The organism is Flavobacterium sp. CR10 (genome assembly GCF_055814415.1).
The window spans coordinates 5,326,611-5,352,437 of sequence record NZ_CP185985.1; the positions used below are offsets into that span (position 1 = coordinate 5,326,611).

The 25,827-nt window shown below is 32.9% G+C and carries 25 protein-coding genes; 13 read left to right on the forward strand and 12 right to left on the reverse strand.

The features are described from left to right. Positions 1-10: 10 nt before the first annotated feature. From ACNRYB_RS22365 to ACNRYB_RS22395, 7 genes are all read right to left on the reverse strand, one after another. Positions 11-328, reverse strand: a complete 318-nt coding sequence (locus ACNRYB_RS22365) for a 2TM domain-containing protein (RefSeq protein ID WP_129745239.1) — start codon at positions 326-328, stop codon at positions 11-13. Next, positions 319-648: a 2TM domain-containing protein gene (locus tag ACNRYB_RS22370; RefSeq protein ID WP_129745237.1), complete on the reverse strand. Its 330-nt coding sequence runs from the start codon at positions 646-648 to the stop codon at positions 319-321. Before ACNRYB_RS22370 ends, ACNRYB_RS22365 begins: the two co-directional genes overlap by 10 nt. Further along, on the reverse strand, positions 629-952 hold the full coding sequence (locus ACNRYB_RS22375) for a 2TM domain-containing protein (protein ID WP_343707981.1): 324 nt from the start codon (positions 950-952) through the stop codon (positions 629-631). Before ACNRYB_RS22375 ends, ACNRYB_RS22370 begins: the two co-directional genes overlap by 20 nt. Continuing rightward, a complete protein-coding gene (locus ACNRYB_RS22380; RefSeq protein ID WP_129745760.1) occupies positions 952-2,289 on the reverse strand; it encodes a 2TM domain-containing protein in 1,338 nt (445 codons plus the stop codon). Before ACNRYB_RS22380 ends, ACNRYB_RS22375 begins: the two co-directional genes overlap by 1 nt. Positions 2,290-2,307: 18 nt before the next feature. Next, positions 2,308-2,928 carry a hypothetical protein gene (locus tag ACNRYB_RS22385; protein ID WP_473728807.1) on the reverse strand — a complete coding sequence of 207 codons (621 nt, stop codon included), beginning with the start codon at positions 2,926-2,928 and terminating at the stop codon, positions 2,308-2,310. A 44-nt stretch (positions 2,929-2,972) separates the two neighbouring features. Further along, positions 2,973-3,380, reverse strand: a complete 408-nt coding sequence (locus ACNRYB_RS22390; RefSeq protein WP_202393927.1) for a DUF2141 domain-containing protein — start codon at positions 3,378-3,380, stop codon at positions 2,973-2,975. A 355-nt stretch (positions 3,381-3,735) separates the two neighbouring features. Continuing rightward, complete coding sequence (locus tag ACNRYB_RS22395) at positions 3,736-5,901, reverse strand: TonB-dependent receptor (protein ID WP_473728808.1); 2,166 nt, start codon at positions 5,899-5,901, stop codon at positions 3,736-3,738. A 141-nt stretch (positions 5,902-6,042) separates the two neighbouring features. Here ACNRYB_RS22395 and ACNRYB_RS22400 point away from each other — a divergent pair, with 141 nt between their 5' ends. The 9 genes from ACNRYB_RS22400 (at position 6,043) to ACNRYB_RS22440 (ending at position 12,550) form a co-directional block, all read left to right on the forward strand. Further along, complete coding sequence (locus ACNRYB_RS22400) at positions 6,043-6,507, forward strand: DinB family protein (protein WP_129745229.1); 465 nt, start codon at positions 6,043-6,045, stop codon at positions 6,505-6,507. 4 nt (positions 6,508-6,511) lie between these two features. Continuing rightward, entirely contained in the window at positions 6,512-6,970 is a 459-nt protein-coding gene (locus ACNRYB_RS22405; RefSeq protein ID WP_129745227.1) for a YciI family protein, read from the forward strand. 3 nt (positions 6,971-6,973) lie between these two features. After that, positions 6,974-7,549, forward strand: coding sequence for a sugar O-acetyltransferase (locus ACNRYB_RS22410; protein ID WP_129745225.1), 576 nt, complete (start codon positions 6,974-6,976; stop codon positions 7,547-7,549). Continuing rightward, entirely contained in the window at positions 7,549-7,938 is a 390-nt protein-coding gene (gene gloA2 / locus ACNRYB_RS22415; protein ID WP_473728809.1) for an SMU1112c/YaeR family gloxylase I-like metalloprotein, read from the forward strand. Before ACNRYB_RS22410 ends, gloA2 begins: the two co-directional genes overlap by 1 nt. A 344-nt stretch (positions 7,939-8,282) precedes the next feature. Next, on the forward strand, positions 8,283-9,560 hold the full coding sequence (locus ACNRYB_RS22420; protein ID WP_473728810.1) for a chloride channel protein: 1,278 nt from the start codon (positions 8,283-8,285) through the stop codon (positions 9,558-9,560). A 97-nt stretch (positions 9,561-9,657) separates the two neighbouring features. After that, positions 9,658-10,257 carry an HPP family protein gene (locus ACNRYB_RS22425; protein WP_473728811.1) on the forward strand — a complete coding sequence of 200 codons (600 nt, stop codon included), beginning with the start codon at positions 9,658-9,660 and terminating at the stop codon, positions 10,255-10,257. 192 nt (positions 10,258-10,449) lie between these two features. Continuing rightward, the gene (locus ACNRYB_RS22430) at positions 10,450-10,992 is read left to right on the forward strand and encodes an IS1096 element passenger TnpR family protein (RefSeq protein ID WP_129745220.1); all 543 of its coding nucleotides are present in this window, start codon (positions 10,450-10,452) and stop codon (positions 10,990-10,992) included. Positions 10,993-11,086: 94 nt separating this feature from the next. Continuing rightward, positions 11,087-11,446: a four helix bundle protein gene (locus ACNRYB_RS22435; protein ID WP_473728812.1), complete on the forward strand. Its 360-nt coding sequence runs from the start codon at positions 11,087-11,089 to the stop codon at positions 11,444-11,446. 45 nt (positions 11,447-11,491) lie between these two features. Next, the gene (locus ACNRYB_RS22440; RefSeq protein ID WP_473728813.1) at positions 11,492-12,550 is read left to right on the forward strand and encodes a nucleoid-associated protein; all 1,059 of its coding nucleotides are present in this window, start codon (positions 11,492-11,494) and stop codon (positions 12,548-12,550) included. A gap of 91 nt (positions 12,551-12,641) precedes the next feature. Here the strand turns inward: ACNRYB_RS22440 and ACNRYB_RS22445 are convergent, their stop codons facing one another. After that, positions 12,642-13,223, reverse strand: coding sequence for a TetR/AcrR family transcriptional regulator (locus ACNRYB_RS22445; protein ID WP_129745214.1), 582 nt, complete (start codon positions 13,221-13,223; stop codon positions 12,642-12,644). A gap of 70 nt (positions 13,224-13,293) precedes the next feature. Then, entirely contained in the window at positions 13,294-14,046 is a 753-nt protein-coding gene (locus ACNRYB_RS22450) for an SDR family oxidoreductase (RefSeq protein WP_129745212.1), read from the reverse strand. A 228-nt stretch (positions 14,047-14,274) separates the two neighbouring features. Between ACNRYB_RS22450 and ACNRYB_RS22455 the strand changes: the two genes are divergently transcribed. Beyond that, positions 14,275-16,644 (forward strand): GAF domain-containing protein, encoded by a 2,370-nt coding sequence (locus ACNRYB_RS22455; RefSeq protein ID WP_473728814.1) that lies wholly within the window; start codon positions 14,275-14,277, stop codon positions 16,642-16,644. A gap of 217 nt (positions 16,645-16,861) precedes the next feature. On the opposite strand, the gene ACNRYB_RS22460 is transcribed toward ACNRYB_RS22455, so the two are convergent. Then, on the reverse strand, positions 16,862-18,049 hold the full coding sequence (locus tag ACNRYB_RS22460; protein WP_129745208.1) for a Pycsar system effector family protein: 1,188 nt from the start codon (positions 18,047-18,049) through the stop codon (positions 16,862-16,864). Positions 18,050-18,075: 26 nt separating this feature from the next. On the opposite strand from ACNRYB_RS22460, the gene ACNRYB_RS22465 reads away from it, so the two are divergent. Continuing rightward, positions 18,076-21,807 (forward strand): metallophosphoesterase, encoded by a 3,732-nt coding sequence (locus ACNRYB_RS22465; RefSeq protein ID WP_473728815.1) that lies wholly within the window; start codon positions 18,076-18,078, stop codon positions 21,805-21,807. A 161-nt stretch (positions 21,808-21,968) separates the two neighbouring features. On the opposite strand, the gene ACNRYB_RS22470 is transcribed toward ACNRYB_RS22465, so the two are convergent. Together ACNRYB_RS22470 and ACNRYB_RS22475 are read right to left on the reverse strand one after the other, a co-directional pair. Continuing rightward, positions 21,969-22,826 (reverse strand): SdiA-regulated domain-containing protein, encoded by an 858-nt coding sequence (locus ACNRYB_RS22470; RefSeq protein ID WP_129745204.1) that lies wholly within the window; start codon positions 22,824-22,826, stop codon positions 21,969-21,971. 90 nt (positions 22,827-22,916) lie between these two features. After that, complete coding sequence (locus ACNRYB_RS22475) at positions 22,917-23,969, reverse strand: hypothetical protein (protein WP_129745202.1); 1,053 nt, start codon at positions 23,967-23,969, stop codon at positions 22,917-22,919. 106 nt (positions 23,970-24,075) lie between these two features. On the opposite strand from ACNRYB_RS22475, the gene ACNRYB_RS22480 reads away from it, so the two are divergent. After that, a complete protein-coding gene (locus ACNRYB_RS22480) occupies positions 24,076-24,987 on the forward strand; it encodes an ABC transporter ATP-binding protein (protein WP_473728816.1) in 912 nt (303 codons plus the stop codon). A gap of 3 nt (positions 24,988-24,990) precedes the next feature. Then, positions 24,991-25,827: an ABC transporter permease gene (locus ACNRYB_RS22485; protein WP_473728817.1), complete on the forward strand. Its 837-nt coding sequence runs from the start codon at positions 24,991-24,993 to the stop codon at positions 25,825-25,827.

The window sequence follows — 25,827 nt, forward strand, 5'->3', positions numbered from 1 at the left end:
TATATTTTGATTATTTCCACTTGTTTTTATTCTGTTTTTCCTTCTCCATAAACTCTTTGATTTTTCGTTCTTCCCATTCCTTACCCATTCCTGGAAAAACTTCAAAGACTTTTAATCCGTGAAAAACGACTCCTACTCCCCACCATAACAATGGCCAGAAAAACCATAAATATTGAGGCGATGTATATAAATTGATAAAGATTAAAATGGCATTTACTAAAATGTATGATATAAGATTTCCGTAAAATCCTTTAATGTTTTCAACCTTTTTTTTGGCTTGGATATATTTTTCTTCGTCGCTTAAATTCCTTTCCATAACTATTCCCATTTTTGTTTTTTATATTTTTTTTCTAAAATGCTTCTTAGTTTTCGTTCTTCCCATTCTTGTCCAAAAATTTTATAAGAAGCAAACAAATCTATTGCAGAACCTACAATTACAGCTGTCCAAATAATTACAATCACCCAATTGATATATTTAATTGGAAAAAATTGCAATGGCAAATTCGTGTATTCTTTTAAAAGAAAAACTATCAATGCAATAGTGTAAAAGAACAAATGCTTGTAAAAAGATTTCAGCTGAATTACTTTTTTACTGGCTAATTCTTCCAGCATTACTTGTTCCTGATCATTATTCAAATTTGTTTCCATGATTATTTTCTAAACGTTGCTGGTTTTCTTTTTCTAGAATTTCTCTAATTTTTTTCTCTTCCCATTTCTTATTGAAGAAAGGCGGCAGACTAAAAACTTTCAGTCCATGTAAAATAATTGCTATTCCCCAGCCCATTACAGACCATATCCACCACAGGTATTCTGGAGAAGTCATGTAGTTTACAACAATCACAATCGGGTTGCATAAAGCGTAGACAGTCAAATGTTCGTAAAATCCTCTTATTTCTTTTACTTTTTTCTGAGCATCATAATAACGAACTGTTTCTGTGAAATCTTTTTCCATTACTTCCACGTTTTTTGGTTGTTATCTTTCTCCAAAATCTCGCGAATTTTTCTTTCTTCCCAATCAGAGCTGTATCCAAAAACTTTAAAAGCATGCATGGCAACTCCAAACCCCCAACCTAGAGCCGAAAACCAAAACCATTGAAATCCTGGCGAAAATTTTAAATTAATAAAAATCAAAAACGGAATTACACAACAATATGAAATTATATTTCCGTAAAATCCTTTTAGTTCTTCTACTCGTTTTTTGGCTCTATAATAAGCTTTTGCTTCATCTGTATATTCTGCACTCATTTCCATAACGGCAATTTGTTTGGTTAAAATTGGAATTCTAACTGTGAAATTCTTTCCATCCTCTTCAATCTTCACTTTTCTATCTGTTATAATTCCGTATCTGTTTACAATATTCTGCAGTCCTACACCTTGTCTATCCTGCAAGACTTCTTTTTTTTGAAGATCATTCTGAATGGCCAGATAATCTTTATCAATAAAAATTCTAATATGAAGCGGTTTCTGCTCGCTTACTACATTGTGCTTTACGGTATTCTCCAATAAAAGCTGTAAAGAAAGTGGCACTACTTTGGCTTCTGGATTGATGTTTTCTGTTGGCAATTCGTAAAACAAACTATTTTCGAAACGCATTTTCAGAAGATTCATATAGGTTTTGGCAAATGACAATTCATCTTCAACCGAAACCAATTCTTTGTCTTTCTGTTCTAAAACATATCTGTAAATTTTAGATAATGAAGTAGTAAAACGCTGCGCATTATCTGGATTTTCTTCTATTAAAGAACTAAGAACATTTAAGCTGTTAAAAAGAAAATGCGGATCGATCTGGTTTTTTAAGCTTTCGAATTTGGCATTTGCAGTTCCTGCAATAATTTTCTGCTGTGTTACTTTGTTTTCCTGATAGAGTTTGTAAAAATTAAGTCCATGAAAAAACAATAAAACAATAAAAGTCATTACTGCAGATTCTATGTAATTTTCTGCCCTTTCATTGGCAAGAAAACCGATAATAGTCTTATTCTCAATTATTACACTTGTAAACAAACGCAATACTCCAATTACGATCATTGAGACTAAAAAAGAACTTGCAAAACCAATTAAAATTCTCTTTACCGAATATGGATTTTCTCTGAAAACCCTATCTAAAAAATCAAAAAGAACTACATTTACGATATATAAAACCACACTGTAAAGCATGCAGTACAAGAAATAAATGTAAAGATTCTTGTTAAAGACTGCTGTTCCTAAAGAAGCAAACCGAATTAGAAAAGAAAACAAAAATACTATTCCTCCGACTAAGCATGCTTTTAACAAATTAGGTTTTAATATCATCATATTTATAATACTGAATTATTTACAAGTTTTTTGAATTTCTAATGCTCTATCCAATCCCCATTTTGGCGAATAAGGCGTAGCTGGTTTAAAAGTATTAAAAAGTTCAATAGATTTATCAACTTGTGCGCACAAAGGTTTAGTGTCAACTCCTGTCCATTTTGCTCCTCCTAATTGATAATCTGCTTCTCCAAAAACTGCTCTTGGGTTATTTGGATCTAATGCTTTAGCCTTCGCATAAGCTTCCATCACTTTACTAGAATATTTCATTCCGTTTGTCATTGGGTCGGCCACAACATAACCCGTATAAATTAAAGCTTGCATTACATACAATTCTGAATTGGCTTGGTCTTTTATCAATTCAAGATCTAAGGCATCTTGTGCTTTTGTCAATAACAAATCGATTTTTGTTTTGTCTTTTTCTGTAAAAACAGCCGTTGCATTAATTAAAGCTACGTAATAATTTGGCAGATAACTGTTTTTTTCAGCCGCAGCAATTCTTTCAAATAATGCAGAAGCTTCGGCATTTTTTCCTTCTTTCCAAAGTCCGAAAGCTTTATTCATTCCTTGTTCAAATTGTGTTTGAGCTGAACCTATTACTACTACAAATAGTGCGACTAAAGTGATGATTTTTTTCATTTTACAATTTATTTAATGGTTTGTTTATATGGATTAGTTATTTTTTAGAATACAATTTCAACTTTTGAATCTTTGCTGACACTAAATTTAGCATCTTGATATGATGGAGGTCCCATAAATCCTTTTGCATTGTTTGAAGCTGCATATTCTTCTGAAGGAATTCCCATTGCGTTTCTGTCAAGCTTTCCGTTGCTATTTTCATCATGATAAGTAGAAATTGCATATTCTCCAGCTGGAAGATTATCAAAAGTTACAACCGCTTTGTTGTTTTTAATTTCCGAAGCCAAACTTTTGTAAGTTGTTTTAAGAAACGTTCCGTCTGAATTGTATAATCCTACTTTAACCACTCCTGTGTCGTTTTTTAAACCTGAAACAGTCACAGTTAATTTTGCATTTTGAGCAGACATTAAGCTGCAGATAAATAAAATAGTTATTGTAATAATTTTGGTCATGATTTCTATTTTTTAAAGTTACTAAGGTTCTAAGTTTCTGAGATTCTAAGTTTTTTTTATTGATGATTAAAACTCTTTTTTTTAAAGGTTCAAAGGTTCAGAGTTGCAAAGGGATAAAGGTTTCATTTTCTTACTAATAATGTTTTAAAAACTTTGAACCTTTGTCGCTTTGTTTCTTTGTTCCTTTTAATTTACACTTCAAAAGTATGCTGGCTTTTAGTCTTTTAAAATTAAATGATACTGAGTTGTTGATTTTGGTTACTGAATTGTTTTTTTTAAGATTCTGAGATTCTGAGTTGCTAAGATTCTAAGTTTTTCTCTTAGCATCTTAGCAACTTAGAATCTATACCACGAACTACAAGTTTTTCAACTGATTCTCATTCTTATTCTGACTAATGGTCCAGAAGAAACCTACGAAGAAGAATCTATCTGCTGTTGGCACTACAGCTTGTCTTTGATACACTCCGCTTGCGTCTGGTGTTTTGGCGTAATCATATCCGAAAATATTTTGAGTTCCCAAAACATTTGAAACAGAGAAGTAAAGGATTTTTTGTGTCGTTAATAAATAAGCCCAGCTAAAACTTAAACTATTGTATGATTTTGTTTTTCCGTTCATAAATTGCGTTTGGTTCGGATCATTGTACGGACGTCCTGAGCTGAAACTATTTGTTAAACTAGCCTGAGATTTCCAGTCTGTAATAAAATATTTTGCTACAACAGATAAATTATGGTTGGCAATAAAACTTGGAGTTGCCATGTTTGGAAAGTTTTTATACTGTCTTTCTGAATCGATATAAGAATATGAAATCCAATATTCTAAGTTTTTATACAAATTGCTGTCTCTCCAAAATAAATCCAATCCTTTTGCATAACCTGATCCGTTATTATTGAAAACCGAATTGTACTGAATATCTCTCGTATCGTACTGCACCAAATTGCTGTAATCTTTGTAGTAAGCTTCTGCTCTCAATGTTTGTCCTGGTCTTGTAAACGTATAATTTAAAATATAATGTCTTGCTTTCTCGCTTTCAAACTGATGGTATTTAGAAAATTTAATATAATCTACAACTGGCGTTTGAGAATAATCTCCGTAAGCAAAAGAGAACTGGCTGCTTTTTGAGGCTTTGTATCCTAATGAAGCTCTTGGCGCAATATTATTTTCGTTTAATAAACTATTGTTTGAATATCTTAAACCAACTTTTAAAGCTAATTTTTTAGAAAACATAATATCGCCTTCTGTGTAAGTTGCAAAAATGTTAGAATCGTAACCATTTGTAAAATCAAGAGCAATATTGTCTGCCACGTTTTCATCGTATTTGGTGATGAAATAATCAGATCCGAAAGACAACTTAAAATAGTTTGAAAATTTCTTACTGAACTTCAATTTCAGTTGTGCTGCATTTTCCTGACTGTCAATTCCTGTAATATCGTATTTCAGTTTGTTTTTGCTGTAACCGTAACTAACTCCAGAAGTAATCTGCCATCCTGTTCCAAAACTTCCTTTGTAAGATGAATTCAAATAGAAGTTATTGTTGTTCATGTCAGTTCGAATCGGATTCTCGAAATTGACGTTTTTCTGATTCAAATCAAATTTTTCAGAATCAAATGAAGCGTACAGTTTAAATATTCCGTTTGTAAAATTGTATCTGTAAACTGTCTCTCCCCCAAGTGACTGATACGGATTGTTCCAATCTACATTTTGAGGAATAACCGCCTGATAAGGCGCTAAATTCACATACATCATATTTACACTCAACGAACTTTTTTTGAATTTTTGCGTATTTCCCAAGCTCAAACCAACTGTCATTAACCCGATATCTGTTTTTTCGTGATCTTCTTCATCTTGTGTATTTAGAAGTAAAACACTTGATAAAGCTTCACCATATTCTGCAGAATAACCACCTGTAGAAAATGCAATTCCGCTAAACAAAAAAGGAGAAAAACGGCTTCTTGTAGGCAAGTTATTTGTAGTTGCCCCATAAGGTTGTGCAACACGAATTCCGTCCACAAAAGTTTGAGTTTCGCTCGCCTCACCTCCACGCACAAACAAACGTCCGTCTTCTCCAACCGTCTGCGTTCCTGGCAAAGTCTGCAATGCCGCCACAATATTTCCGGCAGAACCTGCTGTGGTAACAATATCTAAAGGTTTTAAAACTGAAACTCTCGCCTTATCCCCAGATTCTAAAGTTCCCGCTGTAATGACAACAGCATCTAGAGCATTAACATTTTCTCTTAATTTTACCGTTTGATCTTTATAATTGGCAACATCAATTTCTTGCTTGTAAGTTTCAAAAAGTAAAAAACTAACCACTAGAAACTTGTTTCCTGTTTCTGTAGTTTCAAAAGAAAAATCTCCAGTTTCAGAACTTGTTGCTCCATCGTAAGTTCCGTCAATATAAATATTTGCACCTGCAACTGGTTTTCCTTTTTGGTCTACTACTTTTCCCGAAATAGTATTTTGAGCAAAAATTAAAGCTGTAAAAAATAAAAAACTAACTGTAAAAAATAATCTGGTTTTCATGTCATCTTTGGTTTTTGATGAAGCAAATGTATTTTAACAATTCATGTTAAAAAATATATAATAACCCAATTGTAGATTTTCGAGGATGAGTTGTAAAATACTAATTTGTATCTTAGCTAGGAAAACCAAAATCATTATTTTATGTCAGAAAGTAAACGAATTTCGAATCTATATCAGTCTATTTATAACGGAAATCCTTGGCTTGAAGTCAATTTAGACAATACATTAAAAAATGTAACTGCTGAACAGGCATATAAAAAAGTAAACCCAAACCTTAATACAATTTGGGAAATTGTAAATCATTTGATTCAATGGAGAAGAAATATTTTACAACGCATGCAAGGAGAAACAATCATAACTCCAGACCATAATTATTTTGTTCCTGTAATAGATCCTTCTGAAGCTGCTTGGGAACAATCGCTTCAAACTTTAGCAAAATCTCAAGATTCATGGAATGCTTTCTTTGAAGATTTTGATGACGAAGATTTAGCAAAAATTTATGTGAATAATGGTCATACTTACTACGAACACATTCACGGAATTATTCAGCATGATGTATATCATTTAGGACAGATTGTTATTTTAAAAAAGTTATTAAACACATAATATTATGAAAAATGCTGTTTTGTTTATAGCTTCTTTATTCTTCACTACAATTGCTTTTTCTCAGGAAACTGAAACCAAATACGATGAAGCCTTAGCCAAATCGCTTCATGCCGACGAATATGGAATGAAAAAATATGTTTTTTGCCTTTTAAAATCTGGGAGTAATACCACAGCTTCTAAAGAAGAAACCAAAAAGCTTTTCGCAGGTCACATGGAAAATATTGGCAAATTGGCCAAAGAAGGAAAACTGGTTGTTGCTGGGCCTTTCATGAAAAATGATAGAAATTATCGTGGCATTTACATCTTTAATGTCGAAACGATTGATGAAGCCAAAGCGCTTGTTGCCACCGATCCGGCAATAAAAGCCAATTTACTCGAAGCCGAATTAACGCCTTGGTATTGTACAGCATCTTTGCAGGAAATTCCGAAAATGCATGAAAAAATTGCCAAGACGAAAATGTAAAATATGAAAACCGAAAAAGAAAAAATGATCTCTGGCGAATACTATAACGCCTTTGATCCAGAATTGGTAAAAGGCCGTCGCACAGCAAAAAACCTTTTGCACAGCTTAAATGTAAAAGAATACCGAGTTACCAAAAAAGCAAAAGAAATTTTAAAGGAATTAATTCCAAACGCTGGAGCTGGTTTTTATATTGAACCTCCTTTTCACTGTGATTATGGTTACAATATTTTTGCTGGTGAAAATGTTTATTTTAATGTGAATTGTGTGGTTTTGGACTGCGCGCCTGTAACAATCGGGTCGAATGTATTTATTGCGCCAAATGTTCAGATTTATACTGCTTCTCATCCGCTTGACGCTGAATTGAGAAAAACATTAGAAAATGCATATCCAGTAACCATTGGAGACGATTGCTGGATTGGCGGAAACTCTGTTATCTGCCCAGGCGTAACAATCGGAAAAGGCTGTGTGATTGGCGCTGGATCTGTGGTTACAAAAGATATTCCAGACAATTCGCTTGCTGTTGGAAATCCAGCAAAAGTTATTCGAAAATTAAATCAAGAACCTGAATCCAAAAAATAATGCTTACCCTTAATAAAGTTCACCATATTGCCATTTTATGTTCCGATTACGAAAAATCGAAATATTTCTATACCCAGATTTTAGGTCTGACTATTATTAGAGAGATCTATCGTGAAGAACGCCAATCTTATAAATTAGATTTGGCTTTGAATGGCACTTATGTTGTCGAATTATTTTCATTTCCAAATCCGCCGCAAAGACCTTCAAGACCAGAAGCGGTTGGTTTGCGTCATTTAGCTTTTGAAGTTATAAATTTGGAAGAAACTATTGCTTTTTTAACTTCAAAAAATATAGAATCAGAACCAATTAGAATTGATGAAACGACTGAAAAGCGTTTTAGTTTTATTGCAGATCCTGATTTATTACCTATTGAGTTTTATGAGCGATAGGCTTTTTTTGCCGCAAAGGCACTAAGATACAAAGTTTTCTCTCATTTTTTGTCATTTCGACGAAGGAGAAATCTCCGCGAGAAGCTCTACAAAGATTGGCGATTTTGATTGTGGAGTTACTTGTGAAGATTTCTCCTTCGTCGAAATGACAAACTGCCTGTTTAGTCGTTTTCTTAAGTAAAAAACTTTGTGTCCTAGCGCCTTTGTGGCAAAACCTTAACACGAAAGCTTTTCTTACTAATACCCATTTTAACACACTAAATTAAAGATTTCCTATAAAAAACCGAATTTGATGCTTAATTTTGTAATCCGCAAAAAAAAATGCGATTTCAAATTCACTTCTGATGAACAAAACGGCGCAAATCAAAAAAAATCATCAATTAATCAAACTCCGAAAATTAGTTATTGTTTCTATTTTAATTGGCTTTCTTTCTGCCTTTCTCGGAATTTCACTCAAAAAAATAACTGAATATTACGAAGAAATCTTCTTTCATGAAGTATCAGTTCATCCTATATTTTACATCATATTTCCAGTTTTCGGTCTGTCGGTAATTTATTTCTTAAGACAATATCTTTTTAAGAAAAAAGAAAACAAAGGAATCAAAGAAGTTTTTGAAAGCACTGCATCAAAATCTAAAAACCTACCATCTTATAAAATCCCATCACATTTCATAAACGGATTATTAACGGTTATTTTTGGAGGTTCTACGGGAATCGAAGTTTCTACCGTTGTCGCGACAGCAACTATTGGTTCTGTTGCACACGAAAAAGAAAATGTTTTTCGCCAATACAAAACAGAACTAATCTGCGCAGGCGTTGCGGCGGGCGTTACGGCACTTTTTAGCAGTCCGATTGCGGGAGTTTTATTTGCTTTCGAAGTAATTTCAAGAAAAGTAACGCGAGCATTTGTGATTTCAAATTTAATTGCGGTTTCTATTGCTTTTGGTTTGCTAACAATTTTAAAAGAAGAACCATTATTTGCGGTTTCAATTACGACATGGAATTTAAAAGCGATTCCGTACTTTATTCTTTTAGGAATTTTGGCGGGAATGAATTCGGTTTACTTAACTAAATGTGTTTTATTCATTAAATCACAATTCGGAAAAATCAACAAACATTATTACAAAATCATAATTGGTTCTGCCATTTTAAGCATTTCACTTTTCTTTTTCCCACAATTATATGGCGAGGGTTATCACGCTATTAAAACAAGCTTTATTGCTCCAAACCAAATCATGACAATGACTTTGGCTTTAACTTTTATAGCTATATTGATTTTAAAACCAATTGTTACTTCAATTACGCTCGCTTCCGGTGGCGATGGTGGTGTTTTTGCACCTAGTTTATTTATCGGTGCTTTTTTAGGATTATTAGTAGCTTCTGTCTTGAATAGCTTTTTCCATGTAAATGTAATTCCGGTTAATTTTATGGTTATCGGAATGGCTGCAGTTTTAAGTGCCAGTATTCATGCACCTTTCACAGCAATTTTCTTAGTTTGCGGTCTAACAAATGATTATACTTTGTTTTTCCCAATTCTTGTCGTATGCTTGATTTCAAAATATACTGCAAAAACAATTTATCCGTATACCGTTTATAGTTATTCTCCAAGCTTAATTAAATAATCTCAAACTAGTAATCTATAGATTTACAAAGCAATAAAAACTAATATACAGCAAAGTATATTTAAAAACATAACGAGCAAAATATAATACCACAATAATGCCAACAGAAAAAATAAAAAGAAGCTATCGCAAAACACGTTACATTCTTTACAAGGAAACTTTAATTGACTATAAAGAACATTTTTGGTCGTTTTTAGGTTCTTTTGTCGGCATTGGGATTCTTTCTTATCTCGAAGCTTCACAATTTGCAGGAAGTGATGTTCTTTTTTTAATTGGTTCTTTTGGTGCGTCCAGTGTTTTGATTTACGGAATTATACAAAGTCCGTTTTCGCAGCCGCGAAATTTAATTGGCGGACATCTTATTTCAGCTTTTATAGGCGTTACGGTAAATAAACTGGTGCCTGATATTGTCTGGATTTCTGCTCCGCTTGCTGTTTCTCTTTCCATTATTTTCATGCAGATTACAAAAACACTGCATCCACCAGGAGGTGCGACAGCGCTAATCGCAGTTACAGGTTCAGCACAAATAAAAGGTTTAGGCTATATGTATGTGATTTCGCCAGTTCTAGTTGGTGTTTTAATTTTATTTGTAATCGCTTTGATTTTTAATAATATTACTTCAAGCAGAAGTTATCCAAGTCATAGTACTTATCATAAACATTATCATAAAATTAGAAAAAGACTGGCGAGAAAGTAGCAGTTTTCAACTCTCTTTTGTCACCCTGAGCGGAGTCGAAGGGTATTCCTATTGGAAAAAGGCTTCGACTTCGCTCAGCCAGACAAACTAATTGAAAATCAATTTTCTAAAATCTTTTCAACAAATCGCAATTCGTGATTCGTATTTCATTTTTTATATTTTACCTTTGACCTCTCAATAAAAACAAAGATTATGGTTTATAAATTTAGAGTTATTCTAGACGCCGAAGAAGATATTTTTAGAGACATTGCAATTCTAGAGGAAGATACACTTGAGGATTTACACAATGCAATCTTCAACGCTTTTGGCTTTGACGGATCAGAAGTGGCTTCATTTTATACTTGTGATGATACATGGAATCAAGAAGATGAAATTCCGCTTTTTGATACAGGAGATGTTCCTGGCGAAATGAGAACCATGAACGATTATCCGTTATCTAGTATTTTAGACAAAGAAAATACAAAGATTATCTACGTTTATGATTTCATCAGCATGTGGACTTTCTTAGTTGAATTGGCTGCTATCGAAGATGAACAAGTTGGAGTTACTTACCCAGAAACTTTATTTTCTCACGGTGAAATGCCAGACGAAGCTCACGAAAAAAACTTTGAAGCTGATGACATGCACGACGATATCTACGGAGAATTTGAAGACGATCTAGACGAAGACGATCTTGACATGTTCGAAGGCGATGACAGCTTCGAAGATTATGGATTTGAGGAGAATTGGAACTAACGTAAGTTGCTAAGATGCTGAGACTCTAAGATTCTGAGTTTTTAAATTTTGACAGTTTTTTCTTATTTTTACATTTAATTTAAAAGATAAGTTAATGAGTCATTTTAGAAAGATCTTGGTCTGGCAGAAATCAATTTCCTTAGTTACAAAAGTTTATAAAGCAACGAGAACTTTCCCAAAAGAAGAGACTTTTGGATTAACTTCACAAATACGTCGAAGTTCAATATCAATTCCAAGTAACATTGCAGAAGGATCTGGAAGAGAAAGTAATAAAGATTTTTTACGATTTTTATATATTTCTCTAGGCTCTTTATTTGAAATGCAGACCCAACTTGAAATTGCAAAAAATATAATTTACATAAGCGAAGAAGAATTTAACCTTTTATATGAGGATAGTCGAGAGATCGAGAGAATGTTAGCGTCGTTAATTAAAAAATTAAAGGACACTATCTAAAAAACTTAGTATCTTAGAAACTTAGAATCTCAGCAACTCAAAAAAATGATCAACTTATTCAACACCCACATCGAAACGCTTTCCATACACCGCGTAGGAAACAAAAGCCGTAACGAAGCTATTTTTTTATCGGAACAGCCTTTTAATCTTAATGACGAGATTGTTCCTTTGATTAAAGAATTCTTTTTTAAACCTTTTAGAGAAAAAGAAGAAAACTACTATCAGTTTGCACACGAAGTGGACTTGGACTACAACGACATGTTTAAATATGCAACTGAGATTTTTGCTAATCCGGCTAATGTTCATGAGGTTTCTAAAAACATCACAAAACATTTATTTGAGCAGTCCAATCACCCGCACATTAAAAATGGTGAGGTATATGTAACGTATTTGACAAACCTAAGTATCGATAATAATGTTGTTGATGCAATCGGAATTTTTAAAAGCGAATTACAAGCCGACTTTTTACAGTTTGAAGAAAACGGAAGCAATCTTGAAATGATTTTACAACAAGGAATCAACTTGAGTAAATTAGATAAAGGATGTTTGATTTTTAACTACAAAAAAGAAGAAGGATACAAAATTCTGACAGTAGACAGCAACCGTTATGATGCGCGTTACTGGTTAGAGCACTTTTTATCTGTTGATGCTTTTGAAGATGAAAATTTCATCACTAAAAAATATTTAAAATTCTGTCAAAACTTCGCAAAAGACGTTGTTTTGCCAGCAGAAGACAAGAAAGAGGAAGTAATGTTTATGAACCGATCTGTGAATTATTTCGCTAAAAACGATCAGTTTGAAGAGCAGAATTTCTTGAATGAAGTACTAGACAATCCTGATTTGATTCCTGAATTTAAAAACTATAAAGTTGATAAAGGAGAAAAATACAGCATCGAAGATGTTACCTCATTCCCTATTGCCAACGCAGCAGTTTCTGACGCTAGAAAATCGATTAAAAACGTTATTAATTTAGATACTCACATTCAGATTAAAATGGATTTTATCAATCCTGAAAGTGCAGAAAAATTTGTTGAAAAAGGCTGGGATGAAGAAAAACAAATGTATTACTACTTAGTTTACTTCAACAAAGAAGAAAAAAGCTAAGAAGTTTTCATTTTCTATTACTTACTTATTTAATACAAAAAACGGCGATTACAAATGTAACCGCCGTTTTTTATTTGATAGATTTTATATTCTAAAACAAAGAAAATATTGCTTTTAAAATATCATCGTAAACTTGTTTGTCTTTTTCTCCTGCGCGAGCCAAAACTCTAATTCCAGAATAATTATTAAAGATGAATCTTGCAAGTGATCTTGCGTCTTGTCTATCTGAAATCTGACCTGACTCCTGCCCTTTTTTTACAGCATTGCAGAAAATGTCTTCCACTACTTTCTGGTTATCGTGAACTATTTTTGCAATTTCAGGATCATGCATTGCCAATTCTACAGCAGAGTTTACCATAAAACAGCCTTTTGTAATTCGATCTTGAAGGCTTTCTATAACCGCTTGCTTGAATATTTCGGTCAATGCAGTTTTAATGTTTTCAGCATTTTCAAAAAGCTCAGTAAGACTGTCTAGATTTTGCTTTTGATATCGTTTTAATGACTTTACAAATAGTTTTTGCTTATCTCCAAAAGTATCATACAAACTAGAGCGGCTTAATCCTAAATGATTTACCAAATCTTGCGCAGAAGTTCCGTTGTAACCTTTGTGCCAAAAAATCTCGATTGCTTTATCTAAAGCCTGATCTTCATTAAATTCCTTCGTTCTAGCCATGACATTCAAATTAAATTCTTCACAAAGATACGAAAATACGGAACAATCGTTCCCGAATTAGTCAAAAAAATTATAGAACAGTGTTTACGATAAGTCCGCCGTCAACGACAATTTCTGAACCAGTAATAAATGAAGCATCATCTGAAGCTAAGAAACTAACTGTTTTTGCAACTTCCGCTGATTGCCCAAAACGTTTCAATAAGATCTTTTCTCCTAAAGCAGATCCTAAACCTTCTACTTCTTCTTTTTCTAAACCAACTTTTCCATACAATGGTGTTTCAATTGGACCAGGAGAAACTGCATTTACTCTAATTTTTCTTGAAGCCAATTCTACAGCAAAAACTTTATTTAAGGATAATACTGCTGCTTTACTCGCTGCATAAACGCTAGAATTTGGCATTCCGACATGAGCATTTACAGATGTATTAAAGATAATTGAGCCACCGTCATTCAAAATTGGAAGCACTTTTTGAACTGTAAAATAAACTCCTTTCACATTCACATTCATAATACTGTCATAATGATCTTCTGAAGCTGAATCTACTGGCGCAAAAGCTGCAATTCCCGCATTTAAAAATAAAATATCAACTTTTCCGAATTTTGTTTTTACTTCTTCAACTAAATTGTCGATTGATTTTAAATCCGATTGATCAGCCACAATTCCAGTAACGTTTAATTCTGTTTCGGCTTTTGCCAAAGCTTCTTTGTTTCTTCCTGTTATAATTACTTTTGCACCTTTTGCTGCTAAATCAGCTGCTGCCGCATACCCGATTCCACTGTTACCGCCTGTTACTATTGCAACTTTGTTTTCTAAATTTTTCATTGTTATTTGTTTTTTAAGTTATTGATTATTCAATTATTATGGTACAAAGATACAATAACGGAACGATCGTTCCATTATTGTTAATGTTAATTTTTAGTTAAAAAAGAAAAGCTCTTCCCAAAAACCTTTAATTACAAGGGAAACAACTATTTAACTATAGAGGAAAGAAATTGAAAAATGTCGAGTATTCTTAATTTATGCTTAATTTTGCATTAAAAAATAACTCAGATGGATATTCAATTTTTTAAAGAAAGTCCTTTTACCACAATAATTTCATTTCATAAGCTAATTGAATCTTTTGAAGAAATTGCTCAATCAGATGTTGATTACAGATCAAACTATGCCAAAGCGATTTTAGAACAAATTGAATTAATTCCGGAACTTAGGACTGGAATCCAGGATTATTCAGTTATCAAAAACAACGAAGCTTTAATCAAAAATATTTTAGCCGATTTGTTTCCAACTGCATTGACACATAACGAAATAAAAGCGGTAACAATTCCATTTCAAAATATCTCCTTTAATTATACAGAGCGTTTCAAGAAAATCTTAAAAAATGCGGGAGACGAATTTTATATGGAAATTCGTGACTTTAGCGACCATCAATTCTATATCAATAACTGCTGTTTAATTTTGAGCAGTTATTATAAGCAGCATATCGATTTTAATCAGCCTTTTTTCTATGATATTCCAGACGAAAATGGTATTGAAAAACATTATCGCATTTTGTACAATGCCGATTTCATGGAAATTATTCCTACTGAAAATGCGGTACATTTAACTCAGGAAGATATCGATCAATTAATTGATAATTATAATGATATTAATTTATGGAAATCTAAATTCCCGAAAGGAAGCTGGATTTTAAGAGGTTTTGGAATCGTTTCTTTGTTTGATGCGACCACAGAAAGCGCTATTTCTATTCTAAAAAGCAATTTGCTGAAACCTGGCCCAAAAACAGTTACAACAGACCAAGAAGTTTCCAATATTTTTCAGTCGATTTTTAATCTTTCAAACTTAAAAGTCGGATTTATTATATATAATTCTGAGGAAGAAAAATTTATCAGACCTGCGAAGTACGAAAATCATATGAAAAGCTTTCTACTTTCTGATGATCAGGAAGTGGATTGCAAAAATGCTTTTTTTGGATGTTCTTTCGAAAATTTACTGGACAATAGAGAACCTTTTGTTATTTCGAATGTCAGCAAATTTACTGAGGAATCTACAAATAAAAGACTAGGCGAACATTTACTATCGCAAAATATTCAGAGCTGTATTTTTGCTCCGGTAATTAAAAGCGGACATTTATTGGGCGTTGTGGAACTGGTTTCAGAAAATGCAAGAGATCTGAACAGTGTAAATGCTACAAAACTCGATTTGGTTCTGCCATATTTAACTGATACGATTGATCGTTACAATACAGACATGCAGCATCAGATTGAGGCTATTATTCAGCGTGAATATACTACGATTCACCCGAGCGTATACTGGAAGTTTAAGAGAGAATCGCAAAACTACTTTCAGAATATGAATCATACAAAAGATTATATTTTTAAAGAAATTGTTTTTAAGAATGTATATCCGTTATATGGTCAAATAGATATAAAAGGTTCGTCTGAACATCGAAATGAAACGGTAAAAATTGATTTAAAAAGCCAGTTGACTGCGCTTTTAGAAATTTTCGACAATCAGAAACCAAACTCAAATCTTGTTCTTTTGGAGCAAAGAAAATTTGAATTGGAATCGCTTAGAAGTGAACTAGATTTTCCTCTAAAAGCAGATACAGAACAGCATGTACAGCGTTATATTGAAGAAGAAATTCATCCAATCTTGAAAAATACTCAAGGTAATGCGAAAAGCGAAAAGCTGATAGAATTATACTTTGGAAATCTAGATGAAAAAACAGGAATGTTTTATCAGGAAAGAAAGAAGTTTGACAATGCTATGTCAATTATCAATAAACGACTTGCAACGGTTTTAGACAGAAAGCAAGTTGAAGCTCAACAGATTTATCCGCATTATTACGAACGTTTTAAGACAGATGGTGTTGAACATAATTTATATATTGGAGCTTCGATTTCTCCAACAAAACCATTCGATATTATGTATCTGCATAATCTTCGTTTGTGGCAATTGCAGACTTTATGCGAAATGGAATTGGAACACCATGAGCTTAAAGAATCTCTGCCATACGAATTGGATGTTACTTCGCTAATTCTGGTTTTCAGTTCTGCGCTTTCTATCCGTTTCAGAATGGATGAAAAACGTTTTGATGTTGACGGAACTTATAATGCGAGATATGAAGTTGTTAAAAAACGAATTGACAAATCGCATATTAAAGGAACAAACGAAAGAATTACTGAAAAAGAGAAAATTACAATTGTTTATTCTCAAAATAGTGAAGAAGCAGAATATTTAAAATACATTAAATACCTGCAGCACAAGAAAATTTTGGAACCTTCTATTGAACAATTTGAAGTTGAAGATCTTCAAGGAGTTTCTGGTTTGAGAGCGATTCGTGTGAAAGTAATCAACAATAGTTCAAACCCAGGAATTAAGAAAATAACCTATCAGGATTTACTAGATGAGCTCAACTAAATAGTTGAGCTTTTTTTGTTTTTAAGCACATAGAAACATAGATTTTGAAAACCGATAAAAGGCATTTCATTTTTTTTGAAAAAACATAGTCGCACCTAATATGAAAAAAACTTTGACAAAGTTTTCAGTATTTGCGCTATGTGTGAGAAATTAGCTTCTTTCTCTATTCTTTTTTACACAAAAAGATCTATGTTTCTATGGTGTTTAAAATTTTAATTTAAATGGACTTAAAAGCAATCACAAATGCAATTACCGTTATGATAATTCCAAACATGAAAAAATTGTAGGCAATTCGAAGTAAATTATATTTTCGCTGTAAAACCAATCCCAAATAATATAAATCTTTGATCATGGTTGAATACAGATAATCACGATCTTTCATCATTTCATTCATTGCCCAATCATAATCTTCGAGAGGCATTTTGTAGAAATTTCCAAAAAACATCAAATTCACTTTTTTAGCTTCTACATCATCTCGCGTAAAAAATCCCGATGTTACTTTTGGGCGCGTAGACAGAATCGCAAAAATAATCGTGATTACACTTGACATCAGCATTATAAAGGTTGGCACGACCAAATGCGCATTTTTCGGACTATCTAGTTTTGGAATAATAGATGATAAAGCTATCGAAATAATAATGGCATTTACAGACAGTAAAATATTAGCTTTGCTATCTGCAATACCACTTAAACGCGTATGATTCCCAAGTGTGACACGAAATAAAGTATCAATTCCGCGATCTGGTTTTTCAGCTTTTTCAGCTTTCTCTCTCTTCTTATTTTCTTCTTCGAGTGCTGCGGCAGCTTTCAATTCCTGTTTATTGATTTTTTTCTGAATCAACAAAAGATTTTTTTCTTTCAGAGGCTGCCATTTTCTCAAGGCATAATCTGTGTAGAATCTGTGTTTATTCAATAAAAAATTCAGGTTTTCTCTAGTCCATTCTTCATTAGAAAAACTCACAATTCCTGCATTTTTTAATTCCAAACGCAATAATTCGCAAGTTGTCGCATATTCAGCTCCCATTAAATGAGCATAATCTGCATCACGAATAATCTTTTCTAAGTGCGTTCTAGGCTCATATTCTTTTACAGTAGCTAGAATCAAACTCGAAACAAGCGCGATAAATTCTTCCGATTTTCCTTTTTCTCGTAAAAACTCAGTAGCAATTTTTGTACTTGTTTTTTCATGATTTTCATACCCTTCAATATATCCCGTATCATGAAACCATGCAGCAACCAAAAGTGCTTCCTTATCCTCACCGCTTACATCTTCTTTTTTGCAAAGTTCCCTAACTGCAGTAACAACTGTAAAAGTATGATTAAAATTATGGTAAGAATATAAATTAGAAAGTTTATCTTTGAGTAAATTACTCACGAAATCTTCGGATTGTTCTATTAGATTCATAAAGAATATTTTTATACCACTAAATTATGAAATTGTTTTTGGATAATCATTTTATTGCTAAGATTAAAAACTATTCTTTGGCAATTATTGCCCTATTCATTGTCTACGCCTGCGCAACGCGAAAACCGCAATACGGAAAAAATGTAAGTGCCAACGAAACAGAAAACGCGACAGATACCATAAAAATTGCACATACTTTTTTTCTGGTTGGTGATGCTGGAAATGCAGACGAAGAACAAGCACAACAAACGCTGGAACTTTTGCACCAAAAACTAAAAAAAGCAAGTAAAAAATCGACGCTTCTTTTCTTAGGAGACAACATCTATCCGAAGGGTTTTCCGAGCGATAAGCATCCAGAAGACAAGGCTTTAGCAGAAACCAAATTAACCAATCAATTAAAATTAACTGAAGGTTTTAAAGGAAAAACAGTCGTAATTCCAGGAAATCATGATTGGTACAGCGGCATCAAAGGCCTAGAGCGTCAGGCTGATTTTGTAACGAAATATTTAAATGATAAAAAAGGTTTTCTTCCAAGAAAATCCTGTCCGATTGAAAACGTAAAAATTGACAGCACCACTACTTTGATAGCTGTTGATAGTGAATGGTTTCTTGAAGATTGGAACGACCATCCTACGATAAATGACAATTGCGAAATTAAAACCAGAGAAGCTTTTTTTGAAGAGCTTGAAGGTCTTTTAAACAAAAATCAAGAGAAAACAGTTGTCCTTGCTATCCATCATCCCTTACTAAGCAACGGAACACATGGCGGACAATTTTCATTAGAAAAACAATTATTTCCTTTAGAGCAAAAAATTCCGCTTCCGATAATTGGTTCGTTTATCAATTTATTACGAAAAACTTCTGGTGTAAATCCGCAAGATATTCAGAACAAACAATATACGATTTATACTAAAAGAATTAAAACGCTTTTGCAAAAGCAAAAAAATGTCATTGTAGTTTCTGGTCACGATCATAATCTGCAATATATCAGCAAAGAAAATATCCAGCAGATTATCAGTGGTGCAGGTTCAAAATCTGAGGCTGCACGAGCGATCAACCCTTATGATTTTTCGTATGGAGGAAATGGCTATGCTACACTAACTATGTTTAAAAGCGGAGATGCAAAAGTTTCTTTTTATGGAAATGAAAACGGCAAAGAAAAACTGCTTTTTGAACGCGAAATTATAAAAGCAAAAGAAATTAACTGGGCTTCAGATATTCCCAATAAGTTTCCTTCAACCGTGACCACTTCTATTTATTCTCCCAAAATGACTCAAAAAAGTGCGTTTCATAGATTTTTATTCGGTCAGCATTATAGAAAATATTATAGTATGCCAATTGAAGCGACAACTGCTACGGTTGACACTTTAAAAGGAGGCTTAAAACCAATTCGTGAAGGCGGAGGACATCAATCTATTTCTTTGAGAATGTCTGATCCTCAAGGCCGCGAATATGTTATGCGTGCTATGAAGAAAAGTGCAACGACATTTTTACAGTCGGTAGCTTTTAAAGATCAATATGTGGTAAATGAATTCGAAAAGACATACGCAGAAGATTTCTTATTTGATTTTTATACGACTTCTCACCCTTATTCTTCTTTTGCAATTGGCAGCATGTCTGATCAGATTGGACTAAGACATACAAATCCTATTTTATATTATATTCCGAAACAAAATGGTTTAGGCGAATTTAATGCGAGTTTTGGTGACCAATTATACATGGTTGAAGAAAGGCCTGCTGACAATCATCTTGATGGCAAAAATTTTGGCAAACCAAGTAACATCATCGGGACTGATGATATGATGCTGAATCTTCATAAAGATGAAAAATATACTGTTGATGAAAAAGAATATATCAAAGCGCGTTTGTTTGATATTCTTTTGGGAGACTGGGATCGTCACAGCGATCAATGGCGCTGGGCTGAATATAAAGAAGATGGAAAAGTAATTTACAGACCTATTCCGCGTGACCGTGATCAGGCTTTTGTAAAATATGATGGCGCTTTGCTTTCACTTATAATGAATATGCCTCCGCTTCGTCATATGCGAACTTTCAAAGGAGACAGAATCAACGTGAAATGGCTTGGAAGAGAACCTTACCCAATGGATTTGGCATTTCTAAAAACTGCCGGAGAAAAAGAATGGGTTGAACAGGCCAAATATATTCAGGAGAACTTAACTGATGCAGATATTGATTTGGCTTTCAAAAACATGCCAAAAGAAGTTCAAGACGAAACGGTTGATGAAATCAAAGCAAAACTAAAAAGCAGAAAAAAAGATCTTCAGAAATATGCTCGCGAGTATTCTGAAGTGTTAGATAGAACCGTTATGATTGCGGGAACAGACAAAAAAGACAAGTTTGTTTTAAATCATAATGTAAAGAAAGGTATTGAAATTCAGGTTTTCAGAATTAAAAAAGACGGAGATGAATTGCTTTACACCAAAAACGTAACTGATGCTAAGACCAAAAATCTTTGGATTTACGGATTAGATGATAATGATGTTTTTGAAGTAAAAGGAAACGAAAAATCTAACATTAAAATTCGTTTGATTGGAGGTCAGAACAACGACACTTATAACATTGAAAACGGAAAAAAGGTTATTGTTTATGATTTTAAATCAAAAGAAAACACATACAATCTTGATTCTAAAACACAAACACAACTTACAGACGATTACGAAGTTAATGCATACAATTATGAAAGACCAAAGTATAATGTAGTTTCTGGGCTTCCAAACATTGGCTATAATCCGGATGATGGTGTAAAAGTTGGAGTCAACGTAAATTATACCGTTAATAATTTTAAACAAAATCCATACACACAAAGACATATTTTTAATGCTTTCTACTATTTTGCTACAGGCGGTTTAGAATTTAATTATGCAGCGCATTTTCCAGGTTTATTAGGGAAATGGGTTATTGATGTCGAATCATTGTATACAACTCCAAATTTTGCCATGAACTATTTTGGTTACGGAAATGAATCCCAATACGATGACGATTTAGGAATGGATTATAATCGTGTTCGAATTAGAAAATTTAATGCTTCTGGCGCTATTCGTCATGTTGGCCGTTACGGAAGTGAATTTAGCGTTCAACCCATTTTCCAGAGAATGACCGTAGAAGATACTGAAAACAGATATATCAATATTCCTGGAATTGTAAATCCAGAGGTATTTGACAGCCAGAATTTCGGAAGCTTAAAAGTTAAGTATGTCTTTAAAAATTCAGATTTTGCTGCAAAACCTACACTAGGAATGTATTTTATGGTTGCAGGAACTTGGACAACAAATCTTGACGAGACAAAAAAGAATTTTCCAACACTTGAAAGTATTTTAGGTTTTACGCATAAAATTGATCACAACGGAAAATTGATATTAGCAACTTACGTAAAAGGAAAAGCGATTTTCAATAATAATTACGAATTTTATCAAGGTGCTTCTCTCGGCGGCGATACTGATTTACGCGGTTTTAGAAACGAACGTTTCTTAGGAAGTTCGTACTTCTCTCAAAGTTCTGATTTGCGTTTAAGCATTGGAAAAATCCGCAAAACGATTGTTCCTTTTACTTACGGAATTTTAGGTGGTTTCGACTACGGAAGAGTTTGGCTTGATGGCGAAGATTCTAAAAAATGGCACCAAGATTACGGCGGCGGACTTTGGCTGAATGCGATAAATGTCATTACCGCAAGAATCTCATATTTTAAATCTCCTGATGAAATTGGAAGATTGATTTTTGGAGCAGCTTACAGCTTCTAGCTGTAGGTTCAAAGTTGCAAAGACTCAAAGTAACAAAGTTTTTTAGCCACGAATTACACTAATTTACACTAATTTTTATTTAAATATAATTCGTGGAGATTAATGTAATTCGTGGCTAACTTTTTTTGCTTTAAAACTTAGTAGCTTAGCAGCTTAGAATCTTAGATTCTAAATTCATAGAGCTTTCCACCTATTTTGTTTGTTTTTTCGTCTGCTATAAGTAAAGTGTTGTTATCTTTAAAAACAATTGCTTCTTTTTGCGAAAAGTGATTTAAATTTAATTCTGTTTGAGTTCCTTTATGAAATAAATCTCCTTTAAAGTTTTTAAACAAAAGCACTTTATCATGACTTAATAAAGCTACTTTTTTTCCGTCTGGACTTATCGTTGCGCTTGTTAGTACACAGTGATTGTAATTGCTGCAAGTTTTAAATTCTCCAATTTTTACTGCTTTCTGAGTTCCTGCAGCATTTTTGATTTTGTAGATAAAAGCAGTGCCATCAAAACCTTTACTTCTGTTTTTGGTAAAAAGATAGAAATAGCCGCCTTGCTCAAAAAAACCTTCAACATCGTAGAACATTTCTTTTTTCTTTGGAGGAAATTCCTTTTGTTCAGGATACGAAAATGAAATTTTATATTCAGCTTTAGCTAAATCATTATTCAATTCATTTTTTGCCACTTTATAAATGCACAAATCTCTCCTTTCGTTATCATTATTTCCAAAATCCCCAATGTAGATATTTCCCGATTTGTCTTTCGTAATGTCTTCCCAATCTACATTTGTGGCATTTGAAATCGTGATTGTTTTAGCTAATTTCCCATTATGATCGATTGCATAAATCGCATTTTTATTTCCGCTGTCTTCTAACGTATAAAGGGTTTTGATTTCAGGAAAATAAGTTATTCCAGAGACTTCTTTTAATTTTTTCGGAAGCGAATAAAGTTCTTTCAAATCAGAACCAGATTGTTTCTGACAAGCTAGTAAAACAATAGAAACGGCTACTAAAAATGATTTTTTCATAAAACTATTTTTTTAAACCATATAAGTTATATCAGTTAATTTAAAAAGATTGGCTGAAATGAACTTATATAACTTATATGGGAAAATGATTTAAACTAAGTTAGTGTTTTTAAAATTACGGGTAATAAATTCAAATGCGGCGTGCATGATGTGCCCCATTGATTTTGCATTTTTAAATTTCATATCGTTCGTGTAACGGTATAATTCCATTTTTAATTGCAGTAAATGTTCCTGTGTTGAGATGGTATCGTGACACATAATATTCAGCAATTTTTTGATTCTCGTTTCGGCTGAATGAATACGTTTTGCCAAAATCGCTCTTTCTTCATCTTTATATTGAATGATTGAACGCTCTTCCAGTTTCTCTTTAATCAATTGAATCATCGGAAAATTTTCTTTGAAAAATTGCGGACGATACACTTTAAAATTCCCTTCGTAACATTGCTGGTCAAAATCAATCGGACGGATTTTATAGACTACTTGATCAAAATCGTGAATCGGGACAATTACATAATTGTACGCGCGCATGTCACCCAAAAGCCGAATCATACAGCGTTCATTAAACTTGACAAACTCTTTGGCAATCTGTGCTTTTTCCATTTCGCTGCATTTATCAAGGAGCGTATCCATAAAAACATCACCAGGAATTCCGATAATATGCTCTTCGATCAAAGTGTCTTTATAAACCAAAAAGTTGATTTTATCTGGTGAAAGAATATCTTCCAATTCGAGTCCGTAAATACGAGAAGCGTCTGCTTTTTTGATGTAAAAATGGACATAATTATCGTTGAGAATATTTCGAACTTTAATTCTAAAAGGTTTCGAATTTCCGAAAGTACAATAATCAATTGCATCGACATTCAGGTATTGAATAATTTCGTTATTTCCATCAGAATGCAAAAGCGAATATATTTTCTTCAGGTTTAAATCAATTTCATTACGTTCAAATTCGCCGTAATATACCCGAATCCAAAGTGTGTCAGTATCATTTTTATCATAAACATTTATCGAACCCGAAAAACGCAGCAAGTCATCATAAAACACAGAAACTTTAGAAATACGCTCATATCTCTCTAAATAACTTAAAAGTGGTTGTGTTAAAGGAAAAGACGGTTTTTTTAAAACCATTAAAGGCTCGCTCATTTTGAATATCTTTATTACAAATTTACGTCAATACGATTTAAAGTAAGAATTTAAAGTAACAAAAATCAAATTGACTCGTCATACTAAAAACTAAAACCAGAAAAATTTGGAAACCATATTAACCATTGAGAATTTAAGCAAAAGATACGGCCGAATCCAGGCTTTGAAAAATGTATCTTTTCAAATACAAAAAGGTCGTGTTTATGGCATTCTAGGGCCAAACGGCAGCGGAAAATCGACTACATTAGGAATTGTATTAAATGTTGTTAATAAATCGTCTGGCAGTTATCGCTGGTTTGATGGCAATGTTGAAACTCACGATGCCTTAAAAAAAGTTGGCGCCATTATAGAAAGACCCAATTTCTATCCGTACATGACGGCCGAGCAAAACTTAAAATTGGTTTGCAAAATTAAAAACATCAACTATTCTAAAGTCAATGAAAAACTGGAATTAGTTGGTTTAAGCGAAAGAAAAGACAGCAAATTCAGTACTTTTTCATTAGGAATGAAACAGCGTCTGGCTATTGCATCGGCACTATTAAACGATCCTGAAATTTTAATTCTAGATGAACCAACCAACGGATTAGATCCGCAGGGAATTCATCAGATTCGAGATATCATTAAAAAAATTGCTTCGCAAGGAACTACTATTTTACTTGCTTCTCATTTATTGGACGAAGTAGAAAAAGTCTGCTCGCAGGTAATTGTTTTAAGAAAAGGAGAGGTTTTATATTCTGGTTCTGTTGACGGAATGTCTTCAAACGAAGGTTTCTTCGAATTGCAGTCAAATGACAATTCAGCTTTAAAAACAGCTTTACTTGAACATCCTGCTGTAGATAGAATTTCTGAAGAAGATGGAAAAGTTCTGGTTTACTTAAAATCTGATTTATCAGCTTCTGAATTAAATCAGTTTTTATTTTCTAAAAGCATTGTTTTAAGCCATTTAGTAAAACGCAAAAACAGTCTAGAAGCTCAATTTTTAGAATTAACCAAAAACGCCATTGCTCAAAAAAACTAAACCATGAAAAGACTTCTTTCTATAGAATTACAAAAAATCTGGATGAATAAAGCCAGTAAAATATTAACGCTAACTTATTTTATCTTACTTTCTTTTATAGCCTTAATTGCAGCTATAAAATTTGACATAGGACCTTTCAAATTCCATTTGGCAGAAATGGGGATTTTTAATTTTCCTTTTATCTGGCATTTTAACACTTATGTTGCCGCTTGGATGAAATTCTTTTTAGCTATTGTTATTGTTTCGATGATGGCCAATGAATATAGTTACGGGACTTTAAAACAAAACTTAATTGATGGTCTTAGTAAAAAAGAATTTATTCTATCTAAATTCTTAACTGTAGTTTTATTTGCTTTTGCATCAACGGTTTTTGTTTTTGTAATGAGTTTAATTTTAGGATTTTGCTTTTCTTCTTACACCGAATTTAGTATTGTTTTTAGCGACTTAGATTATCTTTTAGCCTTTTTTGTAAAACTGACTGGTTTCTTCTCTTACTGTTTATTTTTAGGAATCTTAGTAAAACGTTCTGCTTTTGCATTGGGTTTCCTTTTGGTTTGGAACATTCTTGAAGGTATTATTAAAGCTATTTTAGCATTCAAAGTTTTTCCCGACAGCAACACTAATCAAAAAATCATGCAATTTTTCCCGTTAGAAGCCATGTCTAATTTAATTGTCAATCCGGGTCCAAGATTATCTGTTGTAAAAAATATTGGCACACAAATGGGAATTGAAACAGATGCTGATTTTAGCGTAGATTATTTTGCTGTTTTTATCGTTTTAATTTGGACTTTTCTATTTATATATTTTTCTTACAAATTATTAAAAAATAGAGATTTGTAG

What these genes read in the sequence shown, in the direction of transcription:
- ACNRYB_RS22385 (WP_473728807.1), bottom strand. Translation starts at nt 2,928, where the DNA reads ATGAAAAAAATCATCACTTTAGTCGCACTATTTGTAGTAGTAATAGGT.
- ACNRYB_RS22450 (WP_129745212.1), bottom strand. Translation starts at nt 14,046, where the DNA reads ATGAAAAATTTAGAAAACAAAGTTGCAATAGTAACAGGCGGTAACAGT.
- ACNRYB_RS22395 (WP_473728808.1), bottom strand. Translation starts at nt 5,901, where the DNA reads ATGAAAACCAGATTATTTTTTACAGTTAGTTTTTTATTTTTTACAGCT.
- ACNRYB_RS22475 (WP_129745202.1), bottom strand. Translation starts at nt 23,969, where the DNA reads ATGAGCGAGCCTTTAATGGTTTTAAAAAAACCGTCTTTTCCTTTAACA.
- ACNRYB_RS22460 (WP_129745208.1), bottom strand. Translation starts at nt 18,049, where the DNA reads ATGAATCTAATAGAACAATCCGAAGATTTCGTGAGTAATTTACTCAAA.
- ACNRYB_RS22440 (WP_473728813.1), top strand. Translation starts at nt 11,492, where the DNA reads ATGATCAACTTATTCAACACCCACATCGAAACGCTTTCCATACACCGC.
- ACNRYB_RS22370 (WP_129745237.1), bottom strand. Translation starts at nt 648, where the DNA reads ATGGAAACAAATTTGAATAATGATCAGGAACAAGTAATGCTGGAAGAA.
- ACNRYB_RS22380 (WP_129745760.1), bottom strand. Translation starts at nt 2,289, where the DNA reads ATGATATTAAAACCTAATTTGTTAAAAGCATGCTTAGTCGGAGGAATA.
- ACNRYB_RS22365 (WP_129745239.1), bottom strand. Translation starts at nt 328, where the DNA reads ATGGGAATAGTTATGGAAAGGAATTTAAGCGACGAAGAAAAATATATC.
- ACNRYB_RS22455 (WP_473728814.1), top strand. Translation starts at nt 14,275, where the DNA reads ATGGATATTCAATTTTTTAAAGAAAGTCCTTTTACCACAATAATTTCA.
- ACNRYB_RS22375 (WP_343707981.1), bottom strand. Translation starts at nt 952, where the DNA reads ATGGAAAAAGATTTCACAGAAACAGTTCGTTATTATGATGCTCAGAAA.
- ACNRYB_RS22390 (WP_202393927.1), bottom strand. Translation starts at nt 3,380, where the DNA reads ATGACCAAAATTATTACAATAACTATTTTATTTATCTGCAGCTTAATG.
- ACNRYB_RS22410 (WP_129745225.1), top strand. Translation starts at nt 6,974, where the DNA reads ATGAAAACCGAAAAAGAAAAAATGATCTCTGGCGAATACTATAACGCC.
- ACNRYB_RS22465 (WP_473728815.1), top strand. Translation starts at nt 18,076, where the DNA reads ATGAAATTGTTTTTGGATAATCATTTTATTGCTAAGATTAAAAACTAT.
- ACNRYB_RS22420 (WP_473728810.1), top strand. Translation starts at nt 8,283, where the DNA reads ATGAACAAAACGGCGCAAATCAAAAAAAATCATCAATTAATCAAACTC.
- ACNRYB_RS22485 (WP_473728817.1), top strand. Translation starts at nt 24,991, where the DNA reads ATGAAAAGACTTCTTTCTATAGAATTACAAAAAATCTGGATGAATAAA.
- ACNRYB_RS22445 (WP_129745214.1), bottom strand. Translation starts at nt 13,223, where the DNA reads ATGGCTAGAACGAAGGAATTTAATGAAGATCAGGCTTTAGATAAAGCA.
- ACNRYB_RS22400 (WP_129745229.1), top strand. Translation starts at nt 6,043, where the DNA reads ATGTCAGAAAGTAAACGAATTTCGAATCTATATCAGTCTATTTATAAC.
- gloA2 (WP_473728809.1), top strand. Translation starts at nt 7,549, where the DNA reads ATGCTTACCCTTAATAAAGTTCACCATATTGCCATTTTATGTTCCGAT.
- ACNRYB_RS22435 (WP_473728812.1), top strand. Translation starts at nt 11,087, where the DNA reads ATGAGTCATTTTAGAAAGATCTTGGTCTGGCAGAAATCAATTTCCTTA.
- ACNRYB_RS22405 (WP_129745227.1), top strand. Translation starts at nt 6,512, where the DNA reads ATGAAAAATGCTGTTTTGTTTATAGCTTCTTTATTCTTCACTACAATT.
- ACNRYB_RS22430 (WP_129745220.1), top strand. Translation starts at nt 10,450, where the DNA reads ATGGTTTATAAATTTAGAGTTATTCTAGACGCCGAAGAAGATATTTTT.
- ACNRYB_RS22425 (WP_473728811.1), top strand. Translation starts at nt 9,658, where the DNA reads ATGCCAACAGAAAAAATAAAAAGAAGCTATCGCAAAACACGTTACATT.
- ACNRYB_RS22470 (WP_129745204.1), bottom strand. Translation starts at nt 22,826, where the DNA reads ATGAAAAAATCATTTTTAGTAGCCGTTTCTATTGTTTTACTAGCTTGT.